The 19,366-nt window shown below is 63.0% G+C and carries 19 protein-coding genes; 9 read left to right on the forward strand and 10 right to left on the reverse strand.

All coding sequences use genetic code 11. The annotated features are described in order from the left end of the window. The first annotated feature begins 15 nt into the window (after positions 1 to 15). The 3 genes from HX818_RS07680 (at position 16) to HX818_RS07690 (ending at position 2,725) form a co-directional block, all read left to right on the forward strand. Complete coding sequence (locus tag HX818_RS07680; protein ID WP_087693030.1) at positions 16 to 618, forward strand: FMN-dependent NADH-azoreductase; 603 nt, start codon at positions 16 to 18, stop codon at positions 616 to 618. Positions 619 to 635: 17 nt separating this feature from the next. Then, positions 636 to 2,048, forward strand: a complete 1,413-nt coding sequence (locus HX818_RS07685) for a PLP-dependent aminotransferase family protein (protein WP_102369409.1) — start codon at positions 636 to 638, stop codon at positions 2,046 to 2,048. A 77-nt stretch (positions 2,049 to 2,125) separates the two neighbouring features. Further along, positions 2,126 to 2,725, forward strand: a complete 600-nt coding sequence (locus tag HX818_RS07690; RefSeq protein WP_177019754.1) for a TIGR00730 family Rossman fold protein — start codon at positions 2,126 to 2,128, stop codon at positions 2,723 to 2,725. Positions 2,726 to 2,780: 55 nt separating this feature from the next. Here HX818_RS07690 and HX818_RS07695 read toward each other — a convergent pair whose 3' ends face one another. From HX818_RS07695 to HX818_RS07705, 3 genes are all read right to left on the reverse strand, one after another. After that, positions 2,781 to 5,270, reverse strand: coding sequence for a TonB-dependent siderophore receptor (locus HX818_RS07695; RefSeq protein ID WP_177019755.1), 2,490 nt, complete (start codon positions 5,268 to 5,270; stop codon positions 2,781 to 2,783). Positions 5,271 to 5,359: 89 nt separating this feature from the next. Then, the gene (locus tag HX818_RS07700) at positions 5,360 to 6,304 is read right to left on the reverse strand and encodes a FecR family protein (protein ID WP_008435992.1); all 945 of its coding nucleotides are present in this window, start codon (positions 6,302 to 6,304) and stop codon (positions 5,360 to 5,362) included. Then, complete coding sequence (locus HX818_RS07705; protein ID WP_177019756.1) at positions 6,301 to 6,846, reverse strand: sigma-70 family RNA polymerase sigma factor; 546 nt, start codon at positions 6,844 to 6,846, stop codon at positions 6,301 to 6,303. The genes HX818_RS07700 and HX818_RS07705 overlap by 4 nt, the downstream gene beginning before the upstream one ends. Before the next feature lie 174 nt (positions 6,847 to 7,020). Here HX818_RS07705 and HX818_RS07710 point away from each other — a divergent pair, with 174 nt between their 5' ends. Beyond that, a complete protein-coding gene (locus HX818_RS07710) occupies positions 7,021 to 7,332 on the forward strand; it encodes a hypothetical protein (RefSeq protein ID WP_102605590.1) in 312 nt (103 codons plus the stop codon). A 51-nt stretch (positions 7,333 to 7,383) separates the two neighbouring features. Here the strand turns inward: HX818_RS07710 and HX818_RS07715 are convergent, their stop codons facing one another. Then, on the reverse strand, positions 7,384 to 9,531 hold the full coding sequence (locus HX818_RS07715; protein WP_177019757.1) for a TonB-dependent receptor domain-containing protein: 2,148 nt from the start codon (positions 9,529 to 9,531) through the stop codon (positions 7,384 to 7,386). Positions 9,532 to 9,747: 216 nt separating this feature from the next. Between HX818_RS07715 and HX818_RS07720 the strand changes: the two genes are divergently transcribed. From HX818_RS07720 to HX818_RS31450, 3 genes are read left to right on the forward strand one after another with little or no spacing between them, the layout of a single operon-like run. Further along, positions 9,748 to 9,906, forward strand: a complete 159-nt coding sequence (locus HX818_RS07720; protein WP_003219684.1) for a hypothetical protein — start codon at positions 9,748 to 9,750, stop codon at positions 9,904 to 9,906. A gap of 4 nt (positions 9,907 to 9,910) precedes the next feature. Continuing rightward, positions 9,911 to 10,549 (forward strand): helix-turn-helix domain-containing protein, encoded by a 639-nt coding sequence (locus tag HX818_RS07725; protein WP_177019758.1) that lies wholly within the window; start codon positions 9,911 to 9,913, stop codon positions 10,547 to 10,549. 60 nt (positions 10,550 to 10,609) lie between these two features. Further along, on the forward strand, positions 10,610 to 11,131 hold the full coding sequence (locus HX818_RS31450) for a hypothetical protein (RefSeq protein ID WP_177019771.1): 522 nt from the start codon (positions 10,610 to 10,612) through the stop codon (positions 11,129 to 11,131). Between the two features lie 262 nt (positions 11,132 to 11,393). On the opposite strand, the gene HX818_RS07735 is transcribed toward HX818_RS31450, so the two are convergent. Both HX818_RS07735 and HX818_RS07740 read right to left on the reverse strand, forming a co-directional pair. Further along, positions 11,394 to 12,722: an LLM class flavin-dependent oxidoreductase gene (locus tag HX818_RS07735; RefSeq protein ID WP_003219678.1), complete on the reverse strand. Its 1,329-nt coding sequence runs from the start codon at positions 12,720 to 12,722 to the stop codon at positions 11,394 to 11,396. 74 nt (positions 12,723 to 12,796) lie between these two features. After that, on the reverse strand, positions 12,797 to 13,321 hold the full coding sequence (locus HX818_RS07740) for a MarR family winged helix-turn-helix transcriptional regulator (protein WP_177019759.1): 525 nt from the start codon (positions 13,319 to 13,321) through the stop codon (positions 12,797 to 12,799). 120 nt (positions 13,322 to 13,441) lie between these two features. On the opposite strand from HX818_RS07740, the gene HX818_RS07745 reads away from it, so the two are divergent. Further along, on the forward strand, positions 13,442 to 14,242 hold the full coding sequence (locus HX818_RS07745) for an SDR family oxidoreductase (protein ID WP_177019760.1): 801 nt from the start codon (positions 13,442 to 13,444) through the stop codon (positions 14,240 to 14,242). Positions 14,243 to 14,256: 14 nt separating this feature from the next. Here the strand turns inward: HX818_RS07745 and HX818_RS07750 are convergent, their stop codons facing one another. Together HX818_RS07750 and HX818_RS07755 are read right to left on the reverse strand one after the other, a co-directional pair. Next, the gene (locus HX818_RS07750; protein ID WP_003219674.1) at positions 14,257 to 14,511 is read right to left on the reverse strand and encodes a hypothetical protein; all 255 of its coding nucleotides are present in this window, start codon (positions 14,509 to 14,511) and stop codon (positions 14,257 to 14,259) included. An 86-nt stretch (positions 14,512 to 14,597) separates the two neighbouring features. Next, a complete protein-coding gene (locus HX818_RS07755) occupies positions 14,598 to 14,903 on the reverse strand; it encodes a putative quinol monooxygenase (protein WP_003219672.1) in 306 nt (101 codons plus the stop codon). Positions 14,904 to 15,055: 152 nt separating this feature from the next. On the opposite strand from HX818_RS07755, the gene HX818_RS07760 reads away from it, so the two are divergent. Beyond that, positions 15,056 to 16,771 carry an amidase gene (locus HX818_RS07760; RefSeq protein ID WP_177019761.1) on the forward strand — a complete coding sequence of 572 codons (1,716 nt, stop codon included), beginning with the start codon at positions 15,056 to 15,058 and terminating at the stop codon, positions 16,769 to 16,771. Here HX818_RS07760 and HX818_RS07765 read toward each other — a convergent pair. Beyond that, on the reverse strand, positions 16,762 to 17,037 hold the full coding sequence (locus HX818_RS07765) for a hypothetical protein (RefSeq protein WP_008436022.1): 276 nt from the start codon (positions 17,035 to 17,037) through the stop codon (positions 16,762 to 16,764). The genes HX818_RS07760 and HX818_RS07765 overlap by 10 nt on opposite strands. Positions 17,038 to 17,175: 138 nt before the next feature. Next, positions 17,176 to 19,326, reverse strand: a complete 2,151-nt coding sequence (locus HX818_RS07770; RefSeq protein WP_177019762.1) for a phosphocholine-specific phospholipase C — start codon at positions 19,324 to 19,326, stop codon at positions 17,176 to 17,178. Between the last annotated feature and the right edge of the window lie 40 nt (positions 19,327 to 19,366).

A 19,366-nucleotide genomic window follows, 5' to 3' on the forward strand; every position in this document is an offset into this window, starting at 1 on the left:
AGGAAGCAACGCACCATGAATATCCTCCATGTCAGTGCCAGCCCTCGCGGGCAAGCGTCGGAGAGCAATGCCCTCTCCCTCAAGATCATTGAATGCCTGCGCCAGCGGCACCCGGACGCCGAGGTGATCCAGCGCGGCATTGCCGCAAATGCCCTGGCACCGGTGGACGAGCCTTATGCAACGTCCCAGCAGTCCCTCGTGGACGTCTCGTCCGAGGGGTCGATGGCCCAGTCCGAGCGGCTTGTTCAGGAACTGGAGCTGGCCGACATTGTGGTGATCGCCACCCCTATGCATAACTACTCGGTGCCCGCGGCCCTCAAGCTATGGCTCGATCACATCGCACGGGTGCGCCGCACCTTCGATATCTCGGCCCAGGGCAAGATCGGCCTGTTGCAGGACCGGCCAGTGTTCGTCGCCATCGCCTCAGGCGGGCGGTTTTCCGGGGAGCGCGCGCACCAGCCGGACTTCCTGACGCCGTACCTGAAAACCATACTGGGCATGATCGGCCTGCATGACGTGACCTTCTTCACCGTCGAAGGCACCGCTTCCCGCCCGGAAACTCTGGCCCAGACGCGCCGCCAGACCGACCAGGCGCTGCACGATTATTTCGCCACCTGAACAGGACCCGCCGCCGGATGAGCACTTCGATCAAGGCCTTTTCACCGCTGGACGCCGGCGCCGCGGAGCCGATTTACCGGCAACTTTATTGGCGGTTCCGCAGCGCGATTGCCGACGGTTTGCTCAAACCGGGCGAACGCATACCCGCAGCCCGGGCCCTGGCCAAGGAGTTGGGGTTGGCCAGGGGCACCATCGACACGGCGTATTCGCTGCTGGCAGCCGAGGGCTATATCCAGGCCCGAGGCCAGGCCGGCACGGTGGTGGCTGAAGGGATCAAGGCCAGCCTGCCGGAGCGCCCCATGACGGCCAGCGACCACAATGCCGTGCGGCACAAGGCCGCCGTGTTGCCGTTTCAAATGGGGCTGCCCGCACTGGATGCGTTCCCTCGCAAGATCTGGTCGAAAATCGCCGCCCGCTGCGTGCGGGCCACCCAGGTCGCCGACATGGCCAACCCGTGCGTGTTCGGCCTGCACTCGCTGCGCACGGCGATTGCCAGCTACTTGCAGGTCGCCCGGGGCATCCACTGTTCGCCGGCGCAGGTCTTCGTCACCTCGGGCTATCGCAATACGCTGGGGCTGATCGCCCATGCACTGCTGGAACCGGGCGATCGGGTGCTGGTGGAAGACCCAGGCTACTTGTTCACCCGACCGTTGCTGGATTACCTGAATATCAAGGCCATACCGGTGCCGGTGGACCCGGATGGCATGCAGGTATCCCAGGCCGTGCAACAGGGCAAAGGCGCCCGCGCCGCAGTGGTCACGCCGGCCCATCAAAGCCCGCTGTGTGTCTCGCTGGCCTTGCCCAGGCGCCTGGAGCTGCTGGATTGGGCGAGTCGCCAGCAGGCCTGGATCATCGAGGACGACTACGACGGCGAATACCGCTACGTGAGCCGCCCGCTGCCGGCCCTCAAGAGCCTGGACCGAGACGGCCGGGTGCTGTACGCCGGAACCTTCAGCAAGGTGTTGTTCCCCGGCATCCGCCTGGCCTATCTGGTGGTGCCGGCAGCTCAAGTGGAACGCTTCGAACATGTCAGCCAGACCTTCCTCGGGGGCTGCCCGGAGTTGACCCAGGCGATCGTCGCAACGTTTATGACCGAGGGGCATTTTGCGCGGCATATCCAGCGCATGCGCAAACTCTACGGTGAGCGTCGGGAGGCCACCGCCAGGGGCTTGCGCAAGGCCTTGGGCGAGCATATTTCGATTGACGCCCAGCCGGGCGGGATGCACTTGATCCTGCGCCTCAATGCACAACAGTCAGACCGCCTGTGCGTGGAACGCCTGGCGCAGGCCGGCATTTATGCCGAAGCCTTGAGCGACTGGAATATTCAAGGCCAGACCGGCCCCGGCCTGCTGCTGGGCTTTGCCAATATCGAGTCCGAGGCCATCGCCGAAGCCCTTGGAAAACGCATCCTGGACGCACTCATGGCCTGATCCGCCAGCCGGTTCTTGGCTCTTCTGCCCACCGGCGAGTGGCGCCATGCTGGACAGCCTGTCCTCACCCGCCTGGAATGCCCATGCCCACTCCCCTGCGCAGCCTCGCAGTTTTCTGCGGTACCAATTTCGGCTTCAACCCGCGCTATGCGAATGGCGCCCAGGCCCTCGGCCGGGAAATCGCCCGGCGCGGCATTCGCCTGGTCTATGGAGGCACCCACAAGGGCTTGATGGGCGTGGTGGCGGATGCTGCGCTGGCTGAAGGTGGCGAAGTCGTCGGCGTGATCACCCAGTTGCTGCATGAACGCGGCCATTCCCACGCCGGGCTTACCCACCATGAAGTGACCCAAGACATGCGCAGCCGCAAGACACGCATGAGCGACTGCGCCGACGGTTTCATTGCCTTGCCCGGCGGGCTGGGAACCCTGGAGGAGTTGTTCGAGGCGGCCACGCTGACCCAGGTCGGCGAACACCACAAGGGCGTGGCGTGCCTGAATACGGCGGGGTTCTTCAACCCGCTGCGCGCCCTGCTCGATCACGCTGTGCAGGAGGGCTTCATGAAGGTCGAACACAGCCGGATGCTGATGTTCAACGCAGACCCCGGCGCCCTGATTGATGCCCTGGAGCAGTGGCAGGCGCCGGTGGTTTCCAAGCTGATTGAGCCGGTGGCGAACTAACGTTTTTCGGTCTTGGCGATGCTGCTCCCGAATCCTTTCGCCTAGGCCTTTTTATTTACCACTGATACGTCGCACTGGCCTGCACGGTACGCTGCGAGCCATACCAGCACCACGAGTAGGAATAGCAGGACGCGACGTACTCTTTATTCGCCAGGTTGGTGGCGTTCACTGCCAGGCGCAGGTTGTCACCCTGACGGTTGATGTGCGGGATGTCGTAGTGCACCGCTGCATCGAACAAGGTGTAGCCCGGCACCTTCAGGGTGTTGGCGGTATCGCCCCAGGAAGAACCGACATAGCGCGCACCGGCCCCTACGCCGAAGCCCTTCAGCGTGCCGTCGTGCAGGGTGTAATCCGCCCAGGCCGACGCGGTATGACGCGGAACCGCGTAGGTGGTGGTGCCTTCGGCCGCAATGGCCGGGCCGACACCGATGTCGCTGATGGGCGCATAACGCACGGTGTTGTTGGATTTGCTGATGCGGTTATCCAGGTAGGCATAGGCCGCAGTGATATCCAGGTTGTCGTTCAGGCTGGCCTTGCCTTCCAGTTCAAACCCGCGGGATTGCACTTCACCGTCCTGAATCTGGCAGCGCGAGCCGTTGCACAGGTGGGAAGCATCCGGGTCCAGCGTCGGTACGTTGGTCTGGCGCAGGTCGAAAATGGCAGCCGTGATGAAGCTGTTGCTGCCCGGCGGCTGGTACTTGATGCCGATTTCCGTCTGCTTGCCCTCGGTCGGCTGGAACGTCGAACCGCCGTAGCCCGTGCCGGATTGCGGCTGGAAGGATTCCGAGTAGCTGACATACGGCGCCAGGCCGTTATCGAACAGGTAGACCAGGCCCAGGCGGCCGGTGAAGGCCTTGCTGTCCTGGGACGACTTGGTCTTTTTCTGGGTGGTCATCGCCAGGGTACTGTTGTCGGTGCTGGCCCAGTCATAACGCCCGCCCATCAACAGCACCCATTTGTCCCACTTCATCTGTTCCTGCAGGTACACGCCGGTTTGCTCGCTGCGCGAGGTGGCGTCGCTGGTGTACGCCGGCACCGGCACTGCCGCACCGTAGACCGGGTCGAAAATATCCAGCGTAGGCCCTGCCGTGTACACGCCGCTGCCCGACTTGGTGTCGGTGCTGGTGTTCTGGTAATCGGCGCCCATCAGCACGGTGTGCTGCAACGGCCCGGTGTCGAATTTGGCCTGCAACTGGTTGTCGAGGGCATAGGCGTCGATATTCACGTCGCTGGCGATGGTCGAGCGGCGGATGGTGCGGTAATCGCTCTCCAGGTAGTTGCTGTAGAGGCTGCGGTATTGCCCTTCGCTGCGCAGGTAGCGCGCATTCTGGCGCACGGTCCAGACATCGTTGAAGTGATGCTCGAAGGCGTAGCCGATGGAGTAATACTCGCGGTCACTCTTCTCGAAGCTTTTTTCGCCGTCGTAGAAATCCACGTCGATCTTGCGCCCCGTCGGGCTGTGCAGCACCGAGCCCCAGGCTGGCATCGAGCCGTAGGACGCGCCCTTGGGGTCTTTCTGGAAATGCCCGAGCAAGGTCAGCGAAGTGTTGTCGTCCGGGCGCCAGGTGAAGGCGGTGGACAGGGATTGACGCCGGGTTTCGGTGTGGTCGATCTGCCCGTCGGCATCGTCGAACAGGCCGGCAACGCGGTAGGAATAAACGCCTTGGTCGTCCAGCGGGCCACTCAAGTCAAAGGTCGTGCGCTTCTTGTTGAAGGTCCCGTACTCGACGCCGACTTCATGGAACGGCGTGTCCAGCGGGCGTTTGCTGACCATGTTGATCACGCCGCTGGGGGTGCCCTGCCCGTACAGCACCGACGCCGGCCCGCGCAGCACTTCGACGCGCTCCAGGTCGAAGGCGTCTTTTTGCGGCAGGGCATCCCGGCTCGACGGCATGCGCAGGCCGTCGAGGTAGGTCGCCGGGGTGAAGCCACGGATGGTCAACTGGTCGAGACGCGAGGCGGTGGAGCCACGGGTTTCCGGGATCACGGCAGCGCTGTAGCGCAGGATCTGGTTGAGGCTCTCGGCGTTCTGCGCGCGCATCTGGTCTTTGGTGACCACGGAGATCGACTGCGGGGTTTCGATCAGTGCGGTGTCGGTCTTGGTGCCCGACAGGCTGCGGGTGGCCACGTAGCCAGACACCGGGCCGGTGGGGCTTTCCGACTGGTACGCGCCGCTGATGGTGGTGGCCTGCAACTCCATGGCGCCATCGGTGTGCGGGATGGCTTCGAGACGGTAGCGGTCGTCGGCGATCTTCAGGGCTTGCAGGCCGCTGCCGGCCAACACTTGGGCCAGGGCGGCGTCGGTATTGTATTGCCCGTTCAGGCCATTGCTGTGTTTGCCACGGGTCAGGCTCGAATCAAAGGCCAATACCAGGCCCGCCTGTTCGGCGAGGCTGTTGAGGGCCTGGCTCAGGTCACCGGCGGGAATGGAGAACGCAGCGCTTTCAGCCGCGTAGGACGCTTGAACGGTCAGCAGGGGTACGGCGGCAAACGCCATCGCCACTGAAAGGGTCAATGGCTGTAAAGGACGAGCAAGGCGCGACATGAGAAGTCCTGGGAAATGGGGGTTCTATTAGTCATGACGGCCATGTCGGAAAATCGGGTATGAATGAGAGCAGTTTTTATTCAGACTTTTTACAGCGGCTTGATCACCACCACCAAATCCGTGAAGTACTCCACCTTGATCGGCAGGTTATCCGCCAGCGACGCCAGTGCCGCGCCGGTGTCATCGAGCTTGAATACCCCGGACACGCGCATCCCTTGCAGCGCCTGCGGATCAAAGCGCACCAGCCCATGGCGGTAACCGGCGAGGGTTTGCAGGACCTCGCTCAGGGGCTGGTCGTCGACCTTGAGCAAACCACGGGTCCAGGCATCCGGGTCGGCGTTGCCGATGGGTTGTGGGGTGCCGGCACGGCCGTCCTGGAGCGTGGACTTCTGCCCCGCCGGCACTTTCACGTCGCCCGCAACGGTGCCTTTGACGGCCACGGTGGACTCGATCACGGTGACCACGGTCGCGCCATCCTCGGCCTTGCGCACCAGGAACCGCGTGCCCAACGCCGTGGCCGTGCCCTGGTCGGTGTGCACCACGAACGGCCGTTGCGCGTCCTTGGCCACCTCGACCCACATCTCGCCCTGCAACAGTTCGATCACCCGTTGGTGGCCGTCAAACTTCACGTCCAGTGCCGAGTTGCTGTTGAGCTGCACCTGGCTGCCGTCGGTCAGTGCCACCTGGCGCCGTTCGCCCACGCTGGTGCGTTGGTCGGCCATCCACACCGGCAGGCGCTCAATCCCGGCCCAGCCGCACAGCAACACACCCAACAGCGCGACGGCCTGGGTGCTACGGGCGGCAAACCTTGTTTTCTGTGGGGCAAATGCACGGTTCAGGGCCATGCGCGCCGGGGCGGCGGGCAACTCGTCGAGGCTGCCCCACAGGCTGCGCATGCGCTCGATGGCGACGGCATGCCGTGGATCGGCCTGGCACCATTTCTCGAAGGCCGCGCGGTCGGCCTCGGTCACGTGGTCGTCGTGCAACAACGTCAGCCAGCGGGCGGCTTCACTGATGATCTGCTCGGAACTCACGACAGCGGGTCCGCCCCGTGCAGGGTGTGATAGCAATGCACCAACGCACTGGAGATGTAGTTCTTCACGGTGCTGGAAGACACCTGCAGTTGTTCGGCGATTTCGCTGTAGGTCAGCCCGTCGAGGCGACTGAGCAGGAATGCCTCGCGGGCCTTGGCGGGCAGGCCGATGAGCATTTCGGCAATGCGTTCCAGGGCCTGCAGTGCCACATGAATCGCCGCCGGGTCCGGCATGCCGGCATCTTCGCTCTGGATCGCCAGGGCTTCCATGTAGGCCTTTTCGATGCGCCGCCGACGCGCGCCATCGATCATCAAGCGCCCCGCCGTGGTGGCCAGGAAGGCGCGGGGTTCCTTGATGGTATGGGGATCGGCCAGCAGCAGGATGCGGATAAACGCGTCGTGGGCCAGGTCGGCGGCATGTTGCGAGCAGCCGAGTTTCTTGCGCAGCCAACTGTGCAACCAGGAATGATGGTCGCTGTAGAGGGTGGTGATGGTCTGCTGGCGACGGGCTATATCACCATCAGCTACAGGAAAGTCATGCATGCGCAAAAATTTCTCAAACAAGAAAGATTACCAATTGCGCGAACGATGACAGTAAAACGAAGGGGGAGCAAGGATGGAGTGATGGGTTGCAATGAATCTGCGACTTGCTGTGCCCACCTTGAAAGCGACCAGTGCGCACGCAACACTTCTGCGACTCATACAAGGACATCACGCATGACAACCTTCGCCAACACGGTCTCCACCCGCGAGGCCTATCAACTGCTCAAGGACGTGGCATTAGAGGTTCGAACGCTGAAACCCGTCAGCTCCAGCGACGAGCAAATGGTTGTCGACATCGACGGCTGGCAGGTCACGCTGTCAACCTGCGGGACGGCTCTGGAGTGCTGCCTGCGCTGTATTGCACCGGATAACAGGCAAGGTTCACTGGACACCTGGCAACGTTACGGCACCAATCCGCTCGATCTGATGAGCCTGTGGGAGCGAACGCAGCTGCAGCGCCTGGTGCATGCAGCCTTCGTTCGCTGAACGTACGCTTTGCCCGCAATCACCCACTGCCAACATCAAACACTTTACGGATTAACGCCAGCTCCAGGAAACCCCGGTGTAAACCCCCATGCCATCCCCCGGCGTCGACCGCGCCACGTCCAGCCCCTTGTCGTCATAACCCGGCGTGACCGTGTTCGCGTAACGCCGGTTGGTCAGGTTGCGCAGGTCGACCCAGGCTTGCCAGTCGTGCTTCGGCGCGTCGTACCCGAGCGTCGCGCCGAGCAGTGTGTAGGCCGCCGCGTAGTAGGAGTTGGCGTAGTCCACCGCGACCCGCGATGAATGTTCGCCATTGAGGCTGGTGTAGAAACCGCTAGGGTGGCTGTAGCGCAATTGCGCCTGGTAGTAGTGCCTGGGGATGCCGGGCAAGGTGTTGTCGCTGAAGCGGTCGTCGTTGCGGTAGTGGAAGTCGCTGTAGGTGTAGGCTTGGCGCAGGGCGAGCTGGCCCGTGCGGCCACCGTCCCACAGCGGGCTGATCAGGCTCAGCTCCAGGCCTTGGTGCACGGTTGGGCTGGCGTTGGATTCGGCGATTATTGCGGACGTGGTGGACGTCGCGGCCTGGGTTTCGACGCTGAGCAGTTCGTGGCGCACCTCGGAGCGGTACAGCGCCAGGTCCCACTGACCGAACCACGCTTCACCGCGACCGCCGACTTCCAGGGTGGTGGCGGTCTGGTTTTTCAGCTTCACCCCTTCACGTTGCAAACCGCTGGCCGGGCCGCTGCCCACGGGGAAGTACTTGTTGGAACCCCAGATCATCGACCACGCATGGGGCGGTTCCACCGAGCGACTCAGGTTGCCGTACACCTGCAATTGGGGGCTGAAGTCGTAGCGCAGGCCAACCCTTGGTGCGTAATCCCAATCGTGCTGGCTGACGGGTGTGTGGGTCTGCGGGTAGCTGACTTCGGTTTCACGACGGGTGTAGATCGCCGCCAGCCCGGTGGTCAGCCACAGGTCCGACAGCAGTTCCAGATCATTGCCGATATGCAGCACGCTGTCCGAACCCAGGTAGCTGTAGTCGCGGGTCCTGGTGCCGGGCGCGTAGCCCGCCGTATTGCCGGTGGGGATCCGCACGAACTCCGAGCCGCCGTTGTTCGGCATCGCCTGGGTGGTGCGCAGGCCGAGGGTGGTCTTGCTGTCACGCCCGAACAATGTGTCCTGGCGGATGTAATTCAGGGTGCCGCTGACGTCGGTGTAGGCAACCTTGAGACGATTGGTGCCCTCGCGCAGGTCCATCGGATAATCGTGATACGCCAGCCCGACCTCGACCCGGGCGTTGTCGTCCAGGTGCAGGGTGGTTTTGTTGGCGATCCAGGTCGAGCCCGGTTGCGTGCGTTTCGAGTCTCGCGCCACGTTGAGGCTGGCGGCGGCGCGCGGGTCGTGGCTGATCTGGTCGCGGGTCAGTTTGCCGGGGGAATCGTTGTCGGTTTCGCGGTAGCGAAAGTAGAAGCGGGTTTCCAGGTCGGGGTTGAAGCGGTAGCCGAAGTTGGCCGCGATGCCCTTGCCGCTGCCGGCGCTGTGGTCCTGGAAACCGTCGTATTGCGAGTCGGTGAGGCTGATGTAGTAGTCGGCATCCCCCAGCACCTGGCCCGAGCTGATCTCTCGCTGGCCGTAGCCATGGCTGCCGGCTTCGTAGCGTACTTGCAGCCTGGGCGCGTCGTAGCCGGTGTGGGTCACGTAATTGACTGCCCCACCCAGGGCCAATGCGCCCTGGTCAAAACCGTTGGCGCCACGCAGCACTTCAACGCGGCTGAGCCACAACGGGTCCTTGAGTTCGTAGGGCGTGCCACCCGGGCCGGTCAGTGGCAGGCCGTCGAAGGTTTCATACAGGCCGGAAGCGTGGGCGCCCGGGCCCCGGTTGATACCCGAGCCACGGATCGAAAGCTTCACCCCTTCGTTGTTTGCCGCCTTGGCATAAACACCGGCCTGGTACTTGAACACGTCCTCGTTGGTGCTCACCCGTCCCTGATCGACGCTGCCCATGTCGATGTAGTTGGTGGCGCCGGGCACGCTCTTGAGCTGGGCCTGGGCCAGTTCGTCGGCGCTGAGTTCGGCGCTGCTGACTTCGACGGGTGCCAGTTGCAATGTGTCGTCGGCCTGGGAAACCGGGCTGAAGCTCAGGGCGGCGCCAAAGCCCAGCAAGGGCCAGGCTTTTCGGGAGGTGAACGGAAACGCGGGGGGCATGGGGGTAAATCCTTGGAATTCGTTTTTGCGACGGGCTCGGTCCGGCACAAGGTCTGTGGTGGGAAGCCCGTGAAGCGCGGCGGGTCACCAATGATGAACGCACAGGCCCCCATCGGCGTTAAGTCCAAAATAGAATTACCAAATGCAAACTCAGTATTTATGGAAATAAGCGGCACCGATTACTGTAGAGCCATTGAGTCCCCAGAGATTTACGTCATGCAAACATCCGCCACCGTCATCGATTTCACCCTCCACCGCAAACGCCGCCAGGCTCGCGCAGCGGCTGAACTGATGTGGGCGATGTATGCGGCACGGGCCGGGGTCGCGCTGTTTACCGCACACGTCACCACGTCCAGCGATACCCGCCGGGCGTGAGGCGATGAATTTCCTGCATGCGATACCCGAAGTGCCCGACCTCCCCACCAAACCCAAGGACTGTAACAGCGGCGACGATGACGCCATCGGCCAGTGCGTCGCGCAGAACCTGCAGCGCCTGCGCAGTAAACGCTACCTGTCGCTGGATGCCCTGGCGCGCAACTGCGGCGTAAGCCGGGCGATGCTCGCGCAGATCGAGTCCGGGCGCAGCGTGCCGTCGATCAGGGTGCTGTGCAAGATCGCCAAAGGCTTGAAAGTGTCGGTGGCGGCGTTCCTGGAGAACCGTGCGTTCGAAGGGGTTGAACTGCTGCCGGCGCAACAAAGCAAACGCCTGGTGAGCGCCGATGGCAGCTTCATCAGCCGGGCGCTGTTTCCCTACGATATGGCGCGCCAGTCGGAGTTCTACGAGATACGCCTGAAGGCCCTCGGCGAGGAAACTTCAGAAGGTCACGGGCCCGGCATCCAGGAAAACCTGGTGGTGGCCCAGGGCGTGCTGGAAGTCAGCGTCAACGAGGAACGCTACCTGCTGTCCACCGGTGATTCGATCCTGTTCTACGCCGACCAGCCCCACCGCTACCGCAACCCCGCAGACAGTGAGGCGGTGGCGTTCCTGGTGATCACCTACCCGGAACGCCTGGACTGAAACGCAAAAAGCCCCGGCACTCGCCGGGGCTTTTTGATTTCACGCCAAACCAATCAGCAGGTGCAGCACATCATCGGCATGCCGTTGCAGCTCATCATCATCGGCATGGCGCAGTCGTTCATCATCTTCATCATCAGCATGCAGCAGTTGTTCATCATGTCCATGCTCATGCCAGGCATCGGCATCATCTTGCAGGTCATGCAGTCGGCTTCCATCTTGCATTCCATGACGCACTTCATCATCGGCATAGGCATGCCCATCGGCATCATCATCGGCATGTTCATGGCCGACATGCTGTTCATCATCGCCATGCCGTCTTCAGACATGCACATCATCGACATGTTGGCGCACTGCATCATCATCGGCATGCCGCAGTTCACCATCATCGCCATCATTTCGGCGTTGTTCTTGAACATCGCCATGTCCATGCCCGCGGCCGGCTTCATGGTGCACATCATGGCCTCTTCGGTCATCTTGCAGGTCATGGTTGCCATCATCATCGGCATGCCCATCATCGGCATCATCGGCATCGCGTTGTTCATTGGCATCTGCATGGCGTTCATCATCTTCGAAACTCCGTAATCGACAGGAAATGAGTAAGTTCTGGGGCCGATTCTAGAGAGGCCGCACAACGGCGCAAGACGCTGGCCCAGCAGCAGGAATAGACGCTGCATGGGGATTTCCCGGGGCGCGGCAGCGGATAATTCCGCGATGACAGATGCTTTGGCGTGATCACGCCGGCCGGCTCCGCTATCAGGGTCAAACCGGCGCGATGGATATGCGATTGGGGAATGGCCCCCAATCAGAAGGAAATAAACGATCTAACCGCGGTAGAAATACCCGCTCATTCGGCGAAGAAGCGGTTCGCCGGACGCGGCAGCCCGAGGTTTTCCCGCAGGGTAGAGCCTTCGTACTCGCGCCGGAAGATCCCGCGCCCCTGCAACTCGGGCACCACCCTGGCCACAAAGTCATCGAGCCCGCCCGGCAGCCACGGGAACATGATGTTGAAGCCATCGCTGCCCTCTTCTTCCAGCCACTGCTGCATCTCATCGGCAATACTGTGGGCGGTGCCGACAAACGAGAGACCTGCATAACCGCCAAGACGCTGGGCCAATTGGCGCACCGTCAACTGTTCGCGATCAGCCAGCGCCAGTACCCGTTCGCGGGAGCTCTGGCTGGCGTTGGTTTGGGGAATCGCCGGGAGGTATTGGTCGGGATCAAACTTCGTCGCGTCGGTACCCAGCGCGATCGACAGCGAGGCAATCGCACTTTCGTAATGCACCAGGCTGTCGAGATGCGCACGAATCCGCCGCGCATCTTCCAGCGTATCGCCGACCACCACAAACGCCCCGGGCAAGATCTTCAGATGGTCGGGATGCCGCCCCACCGCCAGCATCCGGCGCTTGATATCGGCATAGAATTTACGCCCTTCCTCGAGCGTGCCGGGCGCCACGAAAATCACCTCGGCGGTTTCTGCCGCCAATTGCCGGCCCGGCTCCGAGGCGCCGGCCTGCACGATCACCGGCCAGCCCTGCACCGGGCGGGCAATGTGCAGCGGGCCGCGCACATTGAGGTAGCGGCCCTGGTGATTGAGGGTGTGCAGCTTGTCGGGGTCGAAGTACACACCGCTGTCGGCATCGCGGATGAAGGCATCATCGGCCCAACTGTCCCAGAGCCCGGTGACCACATCGTAGAACTCCCGCGCACGGGCGTAGCGCTCGTCGTGGGCATAGGCCTGCTCCAGGCCGAAATTCTGCGCCGCATCCGGGTTGGCAGTGGTGACGATATTCCAGCCGGCGCGGCCGTTGCTCAGGTGATCCAGGGACGCGAAGCGCCGGGCAATGTGGAACGGTTCGTCGTAGGTGGTCGAGGCCGTGGCTACCAGGCCGATGTGCTCGGTGGCCTGGCTCAGGGCCGACAATAAGGTGAACGGTTCGAAGGAGGTGGCGGTGTGGCTGCGCTTCAACGCGTCGATAGGCATGTTGAGCAGGGCGAGGTGGTCGGCCATGAAGAACGCATCGAAACGCGCTTTCTCCAGGGTTTGGGCAAACTGCTTGAGGTGCGTGAAGTTGAAGTTGGCGTCACGGTAAGCGCCGGGATAGCGCCAGGCGCCGGTGTGGATGCTGACCGGACGCATGAACGCGCCCAGCTTCAGTTGGCGTTGAGTGGTCATGGAAAGCCCCTGATCGAGAGGGGCCCAGCATCGGATGGGCGAACGGCGTCTGTCTAATAACCAAAGGATCTGACTTATGCCTGCGCGGATCGGCTGTTGTAGTCCGCCAGAAATTCTTCGGAGGCGACATGGTCTGCCATGCCCCGCAGCTGCGCGGCCGAATCATGCCCCAGCACCTCCTCTACCCGGTTATTGGCCGCCGCCCAATACACCAGCGCCTCACTGAACAGCGCTTCGCCCTTGGGCGTGAGCACGCAGCGTTTGGTGCGCTTGTCCAGGGCATCCGGGCGCAGCTCGACAATCCCGTCGCGCACCAGCGGCTTCATCGCATGGGTCAGCCCCGACATCAGGATCGCCAGGCGTCCGGCCAGCTCCTGCAACGTCGGCCCTGCCTGCTCATCCACCGCCGCCCACCGGGCGATTTCACCCAGCAAGCCGACCTGCGTAGCCTTCAGGCCAATCGGCGCCAGCGCTTCGTCATACAGTTGGCCCAGCCGCCGGGCGGCACGGCGCAGTGCGTTGTTGGTGCACGCCACGTCCCCCAGCAGGCTCAAAAGGTCGGCACGGGCATCAGGCTTGTCAGTCTTGTGTGTTGGCATTTTCAGATCCTCCATGCCGGTAGAATGATTGAGTACTAAACCATTGACAAGGACAAACGCCAAGCCTATAACTTGAGCCCTCAACAATATTGGTTGAGTACTCATCTATTGGAGCCGTTCATGTCGATCCCTGCTTCCACAAAAATTGCCCTGATCACGGGTGCTTCTTCAGGTATTGGCGCCGTGTATGCCGACCGATTGGCAGCCCGTGGCTACGACTTGATCCTGGTCGCCCGTCGTGAAGACCGCCTCGAAGCCCTGGCGGCGAAGATCACTCAAGCCTACGGTCGCGAGGTCCAGACCATCGGCGCCGACCTGGTAAACCCCGCGAACCTGGCCCGTGTTGAAAGCCTGCTCGCCGGCAACCCGGCGATCCAGGTGCTGGTGAATAACGCCGGCCTGGCCCGCCTGCATCCGCTGGCTCAATCCTCGGTCGAGGATTCCACGACCCAGATCGCCCTGAACATCACCGCCCTCACCCGCCTGACCCACGCGGCGCTGCCGGGCATGCTGGTGCGCAATGAAGGCTTGATCATCAACGTGGCATCGGTGTTGGGCGTGCACTCGCTGCCGGTCAGCTCGGTGTACAGCGGCACCAAGAGCTATGTCCTGGCATTCAGCCGTGGCTTGCAATCGGAACTGGCGGAAACCGGGGTGAAGGTGCAGATCGTGTTGCCGGCAGCCACCGCTACCGAGATCTGGGACGCGTCGGGCATTCCGCTTTCCGCCCTGGAACAGGAGTCGGTCATGACCACCGAAAACCTGGTGGACGCGGCACTGGCCGGGCTGGATCAGGGTGAGACGATCACCTGGCCGTCGGTGGCCGATGGTTCGTTGTGGGAGACCTATGATGCGGCGCGTGGTGCGTTGTTTGCGGCCACGCAAACAGGCAAGCCGGCGCCCCGGTATGGGATCGTCTGAGGCGCCAGCCGGCTTTATTGAATACCGATGGAAATACGCCGCACAGTCTGCTCCTCACGGGGCAGGCTGATGTCGCCTTCGTAGGTGCACTCGCGGCCGGTGCAGCTGTTTTCCACGGTCACCGGCGCAAGGCTTTTGACCGGAAAGCGCGGTTTGGGCTCAGCCTGCGGCGTGAGCGGTACAGCGCTGAGGACAGGTGCCTCGTAGGTCAGGTCCAGGCTGGACGCGTGGGCCTGGGTGGCCAGAACGGCGAGCAGTGCGCTCGCCATGACAGTCCTTGTAAACAACATCGAAATCTTTCCGGGCAGCAAAAAATGAAGGGGCAATGATAAACCCTTGAGCTGCCGGGTTGAAGTCAACGTGCCTGGACGGCAGGTTCCAGCACCAATACGTTGGAGGGGCCCGCACGGAATGTCGGGTTGTGCTTCGCGGCTTCCAGCATGTGCGGCGCTGCGTGGTGATCCTTGAGCGCCGCCTTTGAAGCCCACGTCTCGATCAACACAAAACTGTCGCTGTTGCCCTCGACCGGATGCAGGTCGTACTGGATGCAACCGGCTTCGGCCCGGACCAGCGGAGCGAGCCCGGCAAAGGCCGCCAACTGGTCCGCACCCCGGCCAGGCTGGGTATTGATGATGACGACAAGCCGCACTTCATCGGACATAAACAGCACCGTTATCGATAAGGAAATTGAGGCGCCACAGTAAGGGATGCCATTCTCTGGCGCTATGAAAAATCTATCAGTAAGCTACTTTCACTGATTGGATTGAGTCAGCACTCAAGCCCTCCCCCTTTTCTGCACCCGGCGATAACCACGTGATCGAAGTAACCGAAGTTTCCATTGCCCAGCTGCGCACTGCGCTCGAATCCGGCCAGACCACGGCGGTTGAACTGGTCGAGGCTTACCTCGCCAGGATCGACGCCTACGACGTCCCCACGACTGCCACCGCGCTCAACGCGGTGGTGGTGCGCAACCCGCAAGCGCTGGAGGAAGCCCGCGCATCCGACGCACGCCGGGCCAGCGGCACAACCCTGGGCCCGCTCGACGGCATTCCCTACACAGCCAAGGACAGCTACCTGGTCAAGGGCCTCACCGCCGCTTCCGGCAGCCCGGCTTTCGCGAACCTGGTTGCCTACCGCGATGCGTTCACCATCGAGCGACTGCGGGCAACAGGCGCCATTTGCCTGGGCAAGACCAACATGCCGCCGATGGCCAACGGCGGCATGCAGCGCGGCGTGTATGGCCGGGCCGAGAGCCCGTACAACCCCGACTACCTCACCGCACCGTTCGCCTCGGGCTCCTCCAACGGCGCAGGCACGGCCACTGCGGCGAGCTTCGCGGCGTTTGGCCTGGCGGAAGAAACCTGGTCCAGCGGGCGCGGCCCGGCGTCCAACAATGGCCTGTGTGCCTACACCCCGTCCCGTGGCGTGATCTCGGTGCGCGGCAACTGGCCGCTGACCCCGACCATGGACGTGGTCGTGCCTTACGCCCGGACCATGGCCGACCTGCTTGAAGTGCTCGACGTCGTGGTCGCAGAAGACCCCGACACACGCGGCGACCTGTGGCGGATGCAACCCTGGGTGCCGATCCCCGGCGTCGCCTCGGTACGCCCGCAATCCTACGCAGACCTGGCCGCGACCGGCGATGCACTCGCCGGCAAACGCTTCGGCGTGCCGCGCATGTACATCAACGCCGACCCCGAGGCAGGCACCAGCGACGCCCCGGGAATCGGCGGCCCTACTGGCCAGCCAATCAAAACCCGGGCCTCGGTGATCGAGCTCTGGGAAGCTGCGCGCAAGGCACTTGAAGCCGCCGGCGCAGAAGTGGTCGAGGTGGATTTCCCGCTGGTCTCCAATTGCGAAGGCGATCGCCCGGGCGCACCGAAAGTGTTTACCCGAGGCCTGGTGTCCAAGGAATTCCTCCACGATGAATTGTGGGAACTGTCGGCCTGGGCGTTCGATGATTTCCTGCGGGCCAATGGCGACCCTGCGCTGAACCGCCTGGCGGATGTCGACGGCCCGAAGATCTTCCCCCACGACCCCGGCACCCTGCCCAACCGCGAAGACGACCTGGCCGCCGGCATGGACGAATACGTGCGCATGGCCGAGCGCGGCATCACGCCGTGGGACAGGATCAGCACCGTGCCCGACGGCCTGCGCGGCCTGGAACAGACACGACGCATCGACCTTGAAGACTGGATGGATAACCTGGGGCTGGATGCGGTGATTTTTCCGACAGTCGCCGACGTAGGTCCGGCGGATGCGGATGTGAATCCCGCGTCGGCGGATATCGCCTGGAGCAACGGAGTGTGGGTCGCCAACGGCAACCTCGCCATCCGCCATTTGGGCGTGCCGACAGTGACGGTGCCCATGGGCGTCATGGCCGACATCGGCATGCCGGTGGGGCTGACATTTGCCGGCCGGGCGTATGACGATTCGGCGCTGCTGCGATTGGCATCGGCCTATGAGTCGACGGGCAGCAAGCGCCTGGTGCCGCCGCGCACGCCGGCGCTGGTGGCTCGTCAGGACTGATTGATTTCGCTGCTGATCTTGCGCATCAACCGATCGGCTTCCGACCCGGGTTCAAATCGAAAGCCACGCATCTCATCGAGGAGCAGGCAATCGCTGATGGCCTCCCAAAGTTGCTCCTGGGTCGGCTTGTTGCGCAACAGTATGTATGAAAGCAGCAGGCGTTCGATGGGAACGCCTCGAATACAGGCCGTTTCAATGATTGCCAGCAGGATAAAGCGCAGTCGAACTTCCCGCTCCGTGGGCCAAACCGTTTTTCGCTTACCCAATGCCGGGCCTCAGTGTCAGGAAAAGCGTGAGGCTATGGCCCAGAGGGGTGGCGTTTCAAGCGCTGCATGGGGAGAAAGCCCTGCTCCTACACAAAACAGGGAAAAAGCCCACGAAATCACCCCGCAGATCAACAGCCTTTACCCACGCTTGCCCATCAACGGATCACTGATGCTATGCGCCCCCGTCTCGATTCGCCCCGCCACCCGCCGCACCCAACCATGCTCGTCGCGTAGCTTGAAGTCATACCAGCCTCCATTGGGCTGGCAGGAGAACGTGCGCTGCACACGACCGCCGCCCGCAATCTCGAGCAGCCACGGCCCCTGCCTGGTGTAAGGGCAACGCTCGATGGTGATTGAGGCCGCACGCTTGCCAGGGTTGACCAGGGTCAGCAGCAAGGTGTCACCGTGATACGCCAGGGATAACTCCGGCTCGCGACGCTGCAGGTGCCCCTTGAACGAACGGTGGAACCCATTCGGTCCCAACAGCCAAAGCTTGTAGGCACCCGCGACTTGCCAGGTGTCACTGAGGTGCTTGCCGGCTTCCACCGTGTAGCGGCGCGGTACCTCGTCCAGGTGCAGGCGGTCGTAGACGTGGAAGACCACGCCCTGTTCGCCATTGTTGAAGAAGTCCAGGCTCACCGAACTGGCGCGACGGTCAACCGAGCCTTCAACGTTCAACTGGTACGGCAGCGCCCGGGATGGCCGCGCCATTCGCGCCTGGAACGGCGCCTGTTGCTGGCCCACCGTCGGCAGGGCGACCTGGGGCAGTTGCTCCTGGCGTTGACGCAGGGAGTCGGCGGCCTGGCGGCTGATGGTGTGCAGCGGCGGCAGGGTCTCGGTGTTGGGGTTGACGAAGTTGAAGGCCGAGGTGAGGTCGCCGCACACCGCCCGGCGCCAGGCGCTGATATTGGGTTCGCGCACGTGGAAACGCTTCTCCAGAAATTGCAGCACGGAGGTGTGATCAAACGCCTGGGAATTGACCCAGCCACCACGGCTCCACGGCGACAGCACCAGCATTGGCACTCGCGGCCCGGGGCCGTACACCCCGCCGTCCGGCGCGGGTTGCTGGCTAGAGCCGGGCGGTGCCGGGTGGGTAAAAATCTCGCTGTCGAACTTCACCGTGGACTTGCCGGCAAAGCTGCCATCCAGGCGTTTGGACGGGGCTGACGGCGACGGCACGTGGTCGAAGAAACCGTCGTTTTCATCGTAGTTGACCAGCAGCACGGTCTTGCTCCACACGTCCGGGTTGGCGGTCAGTGCCTTGAGGATTTCCTGGGTGAACCAGCCGCCTTGCACCGGGCTGGAAGGCCCGGGGTGTTCGGAGTAATCGGCCGGCGCCACCAGCCAGCTCACCTGTGGCAGGCGCCCGTCGTTCACGTCCTTGCGAAAGCCCTGGATGATCGATTCCAGGTCGCTGCCGCTGACCGCCGGCAGGGTGTTGCCATTGCCTTTGTACAACGGCACGCGGGCGTTCAATTGATCGCTGTAGGGCACAAAATCCTTGAAGTCTTTCGGTGGCACGGCGGGGTTGCCGGCCGCGACGCTGGCCGCACGAAACTGGCGAAACCCGGCCAAGGGGTTGTCGCCAAAGTTATCCGGCAGGTACTGGTAAACCTTCCAGCTCACACCCGCTTCTTCCAGGCGCTCGGGATAGGTTTTCCAGGTGTAGCCCACGCCCACCGCACCGGGGCCGTCCCATTCGTTGACCACCGCCGCCACATTTGCACCGGTCGGGCCGTTGGTGCCGGTCCAGTGGAACAGCCGATTGGGATTGGTACCTGCGTGTACCGAACAGTGGTAGGCGTCGCACAGGGTAAAGGTGTTGGCCAGGGCGAACTGGAACGGCACTTCCTGCTCACGGTAGTAACCCATCGAGGTGGGTGTCTTGAACGTTGGCCAGGCGTTCATCCGGCCGCTGCTCCAGGCGGCGTGCTCATCGACCCAGGAATGCGGCGTGCCGCTGACCCGCTGCGCGTTGCCACGGGAGCTGTCCAGGTGATAGGGCAGGATCCGCCGCCCAACGCCCTGCTGCTCCCACACCCGGTGCCCGCCCGGCAGTGGAATGGTGAAGCGGTCACTGAACCCGCGCACACCCGGCAAGGTGCCGAAGTAGTGATCGAAGGAGCGGTTTTCCTGCATCAGGATCACCACATGTTCGACGTCCATCAGGGTGCCGGTGCGGTTGTTGGCGGGGATCGCCAGGGCCTGGCGAATGGAATCGGGCAACAGGGTGTAGGCGGATCCGATGGCAGCTGCTTGCAACAACGTTCTGCGTGTAAGAGTCGGCATAAGACGATTCAATCCCTTGAAGTTCTGGAGCGAGGCTCAG

It is taken from the genome of Pseudomonas sp. F9001 (assembly GCF_013385435.1).
GTDB lineage: Bacteria > Pseudomonadota > Gammaproteobacteria > Pseudomonadales > Pseudomonadaceae > Aquipseudomonas.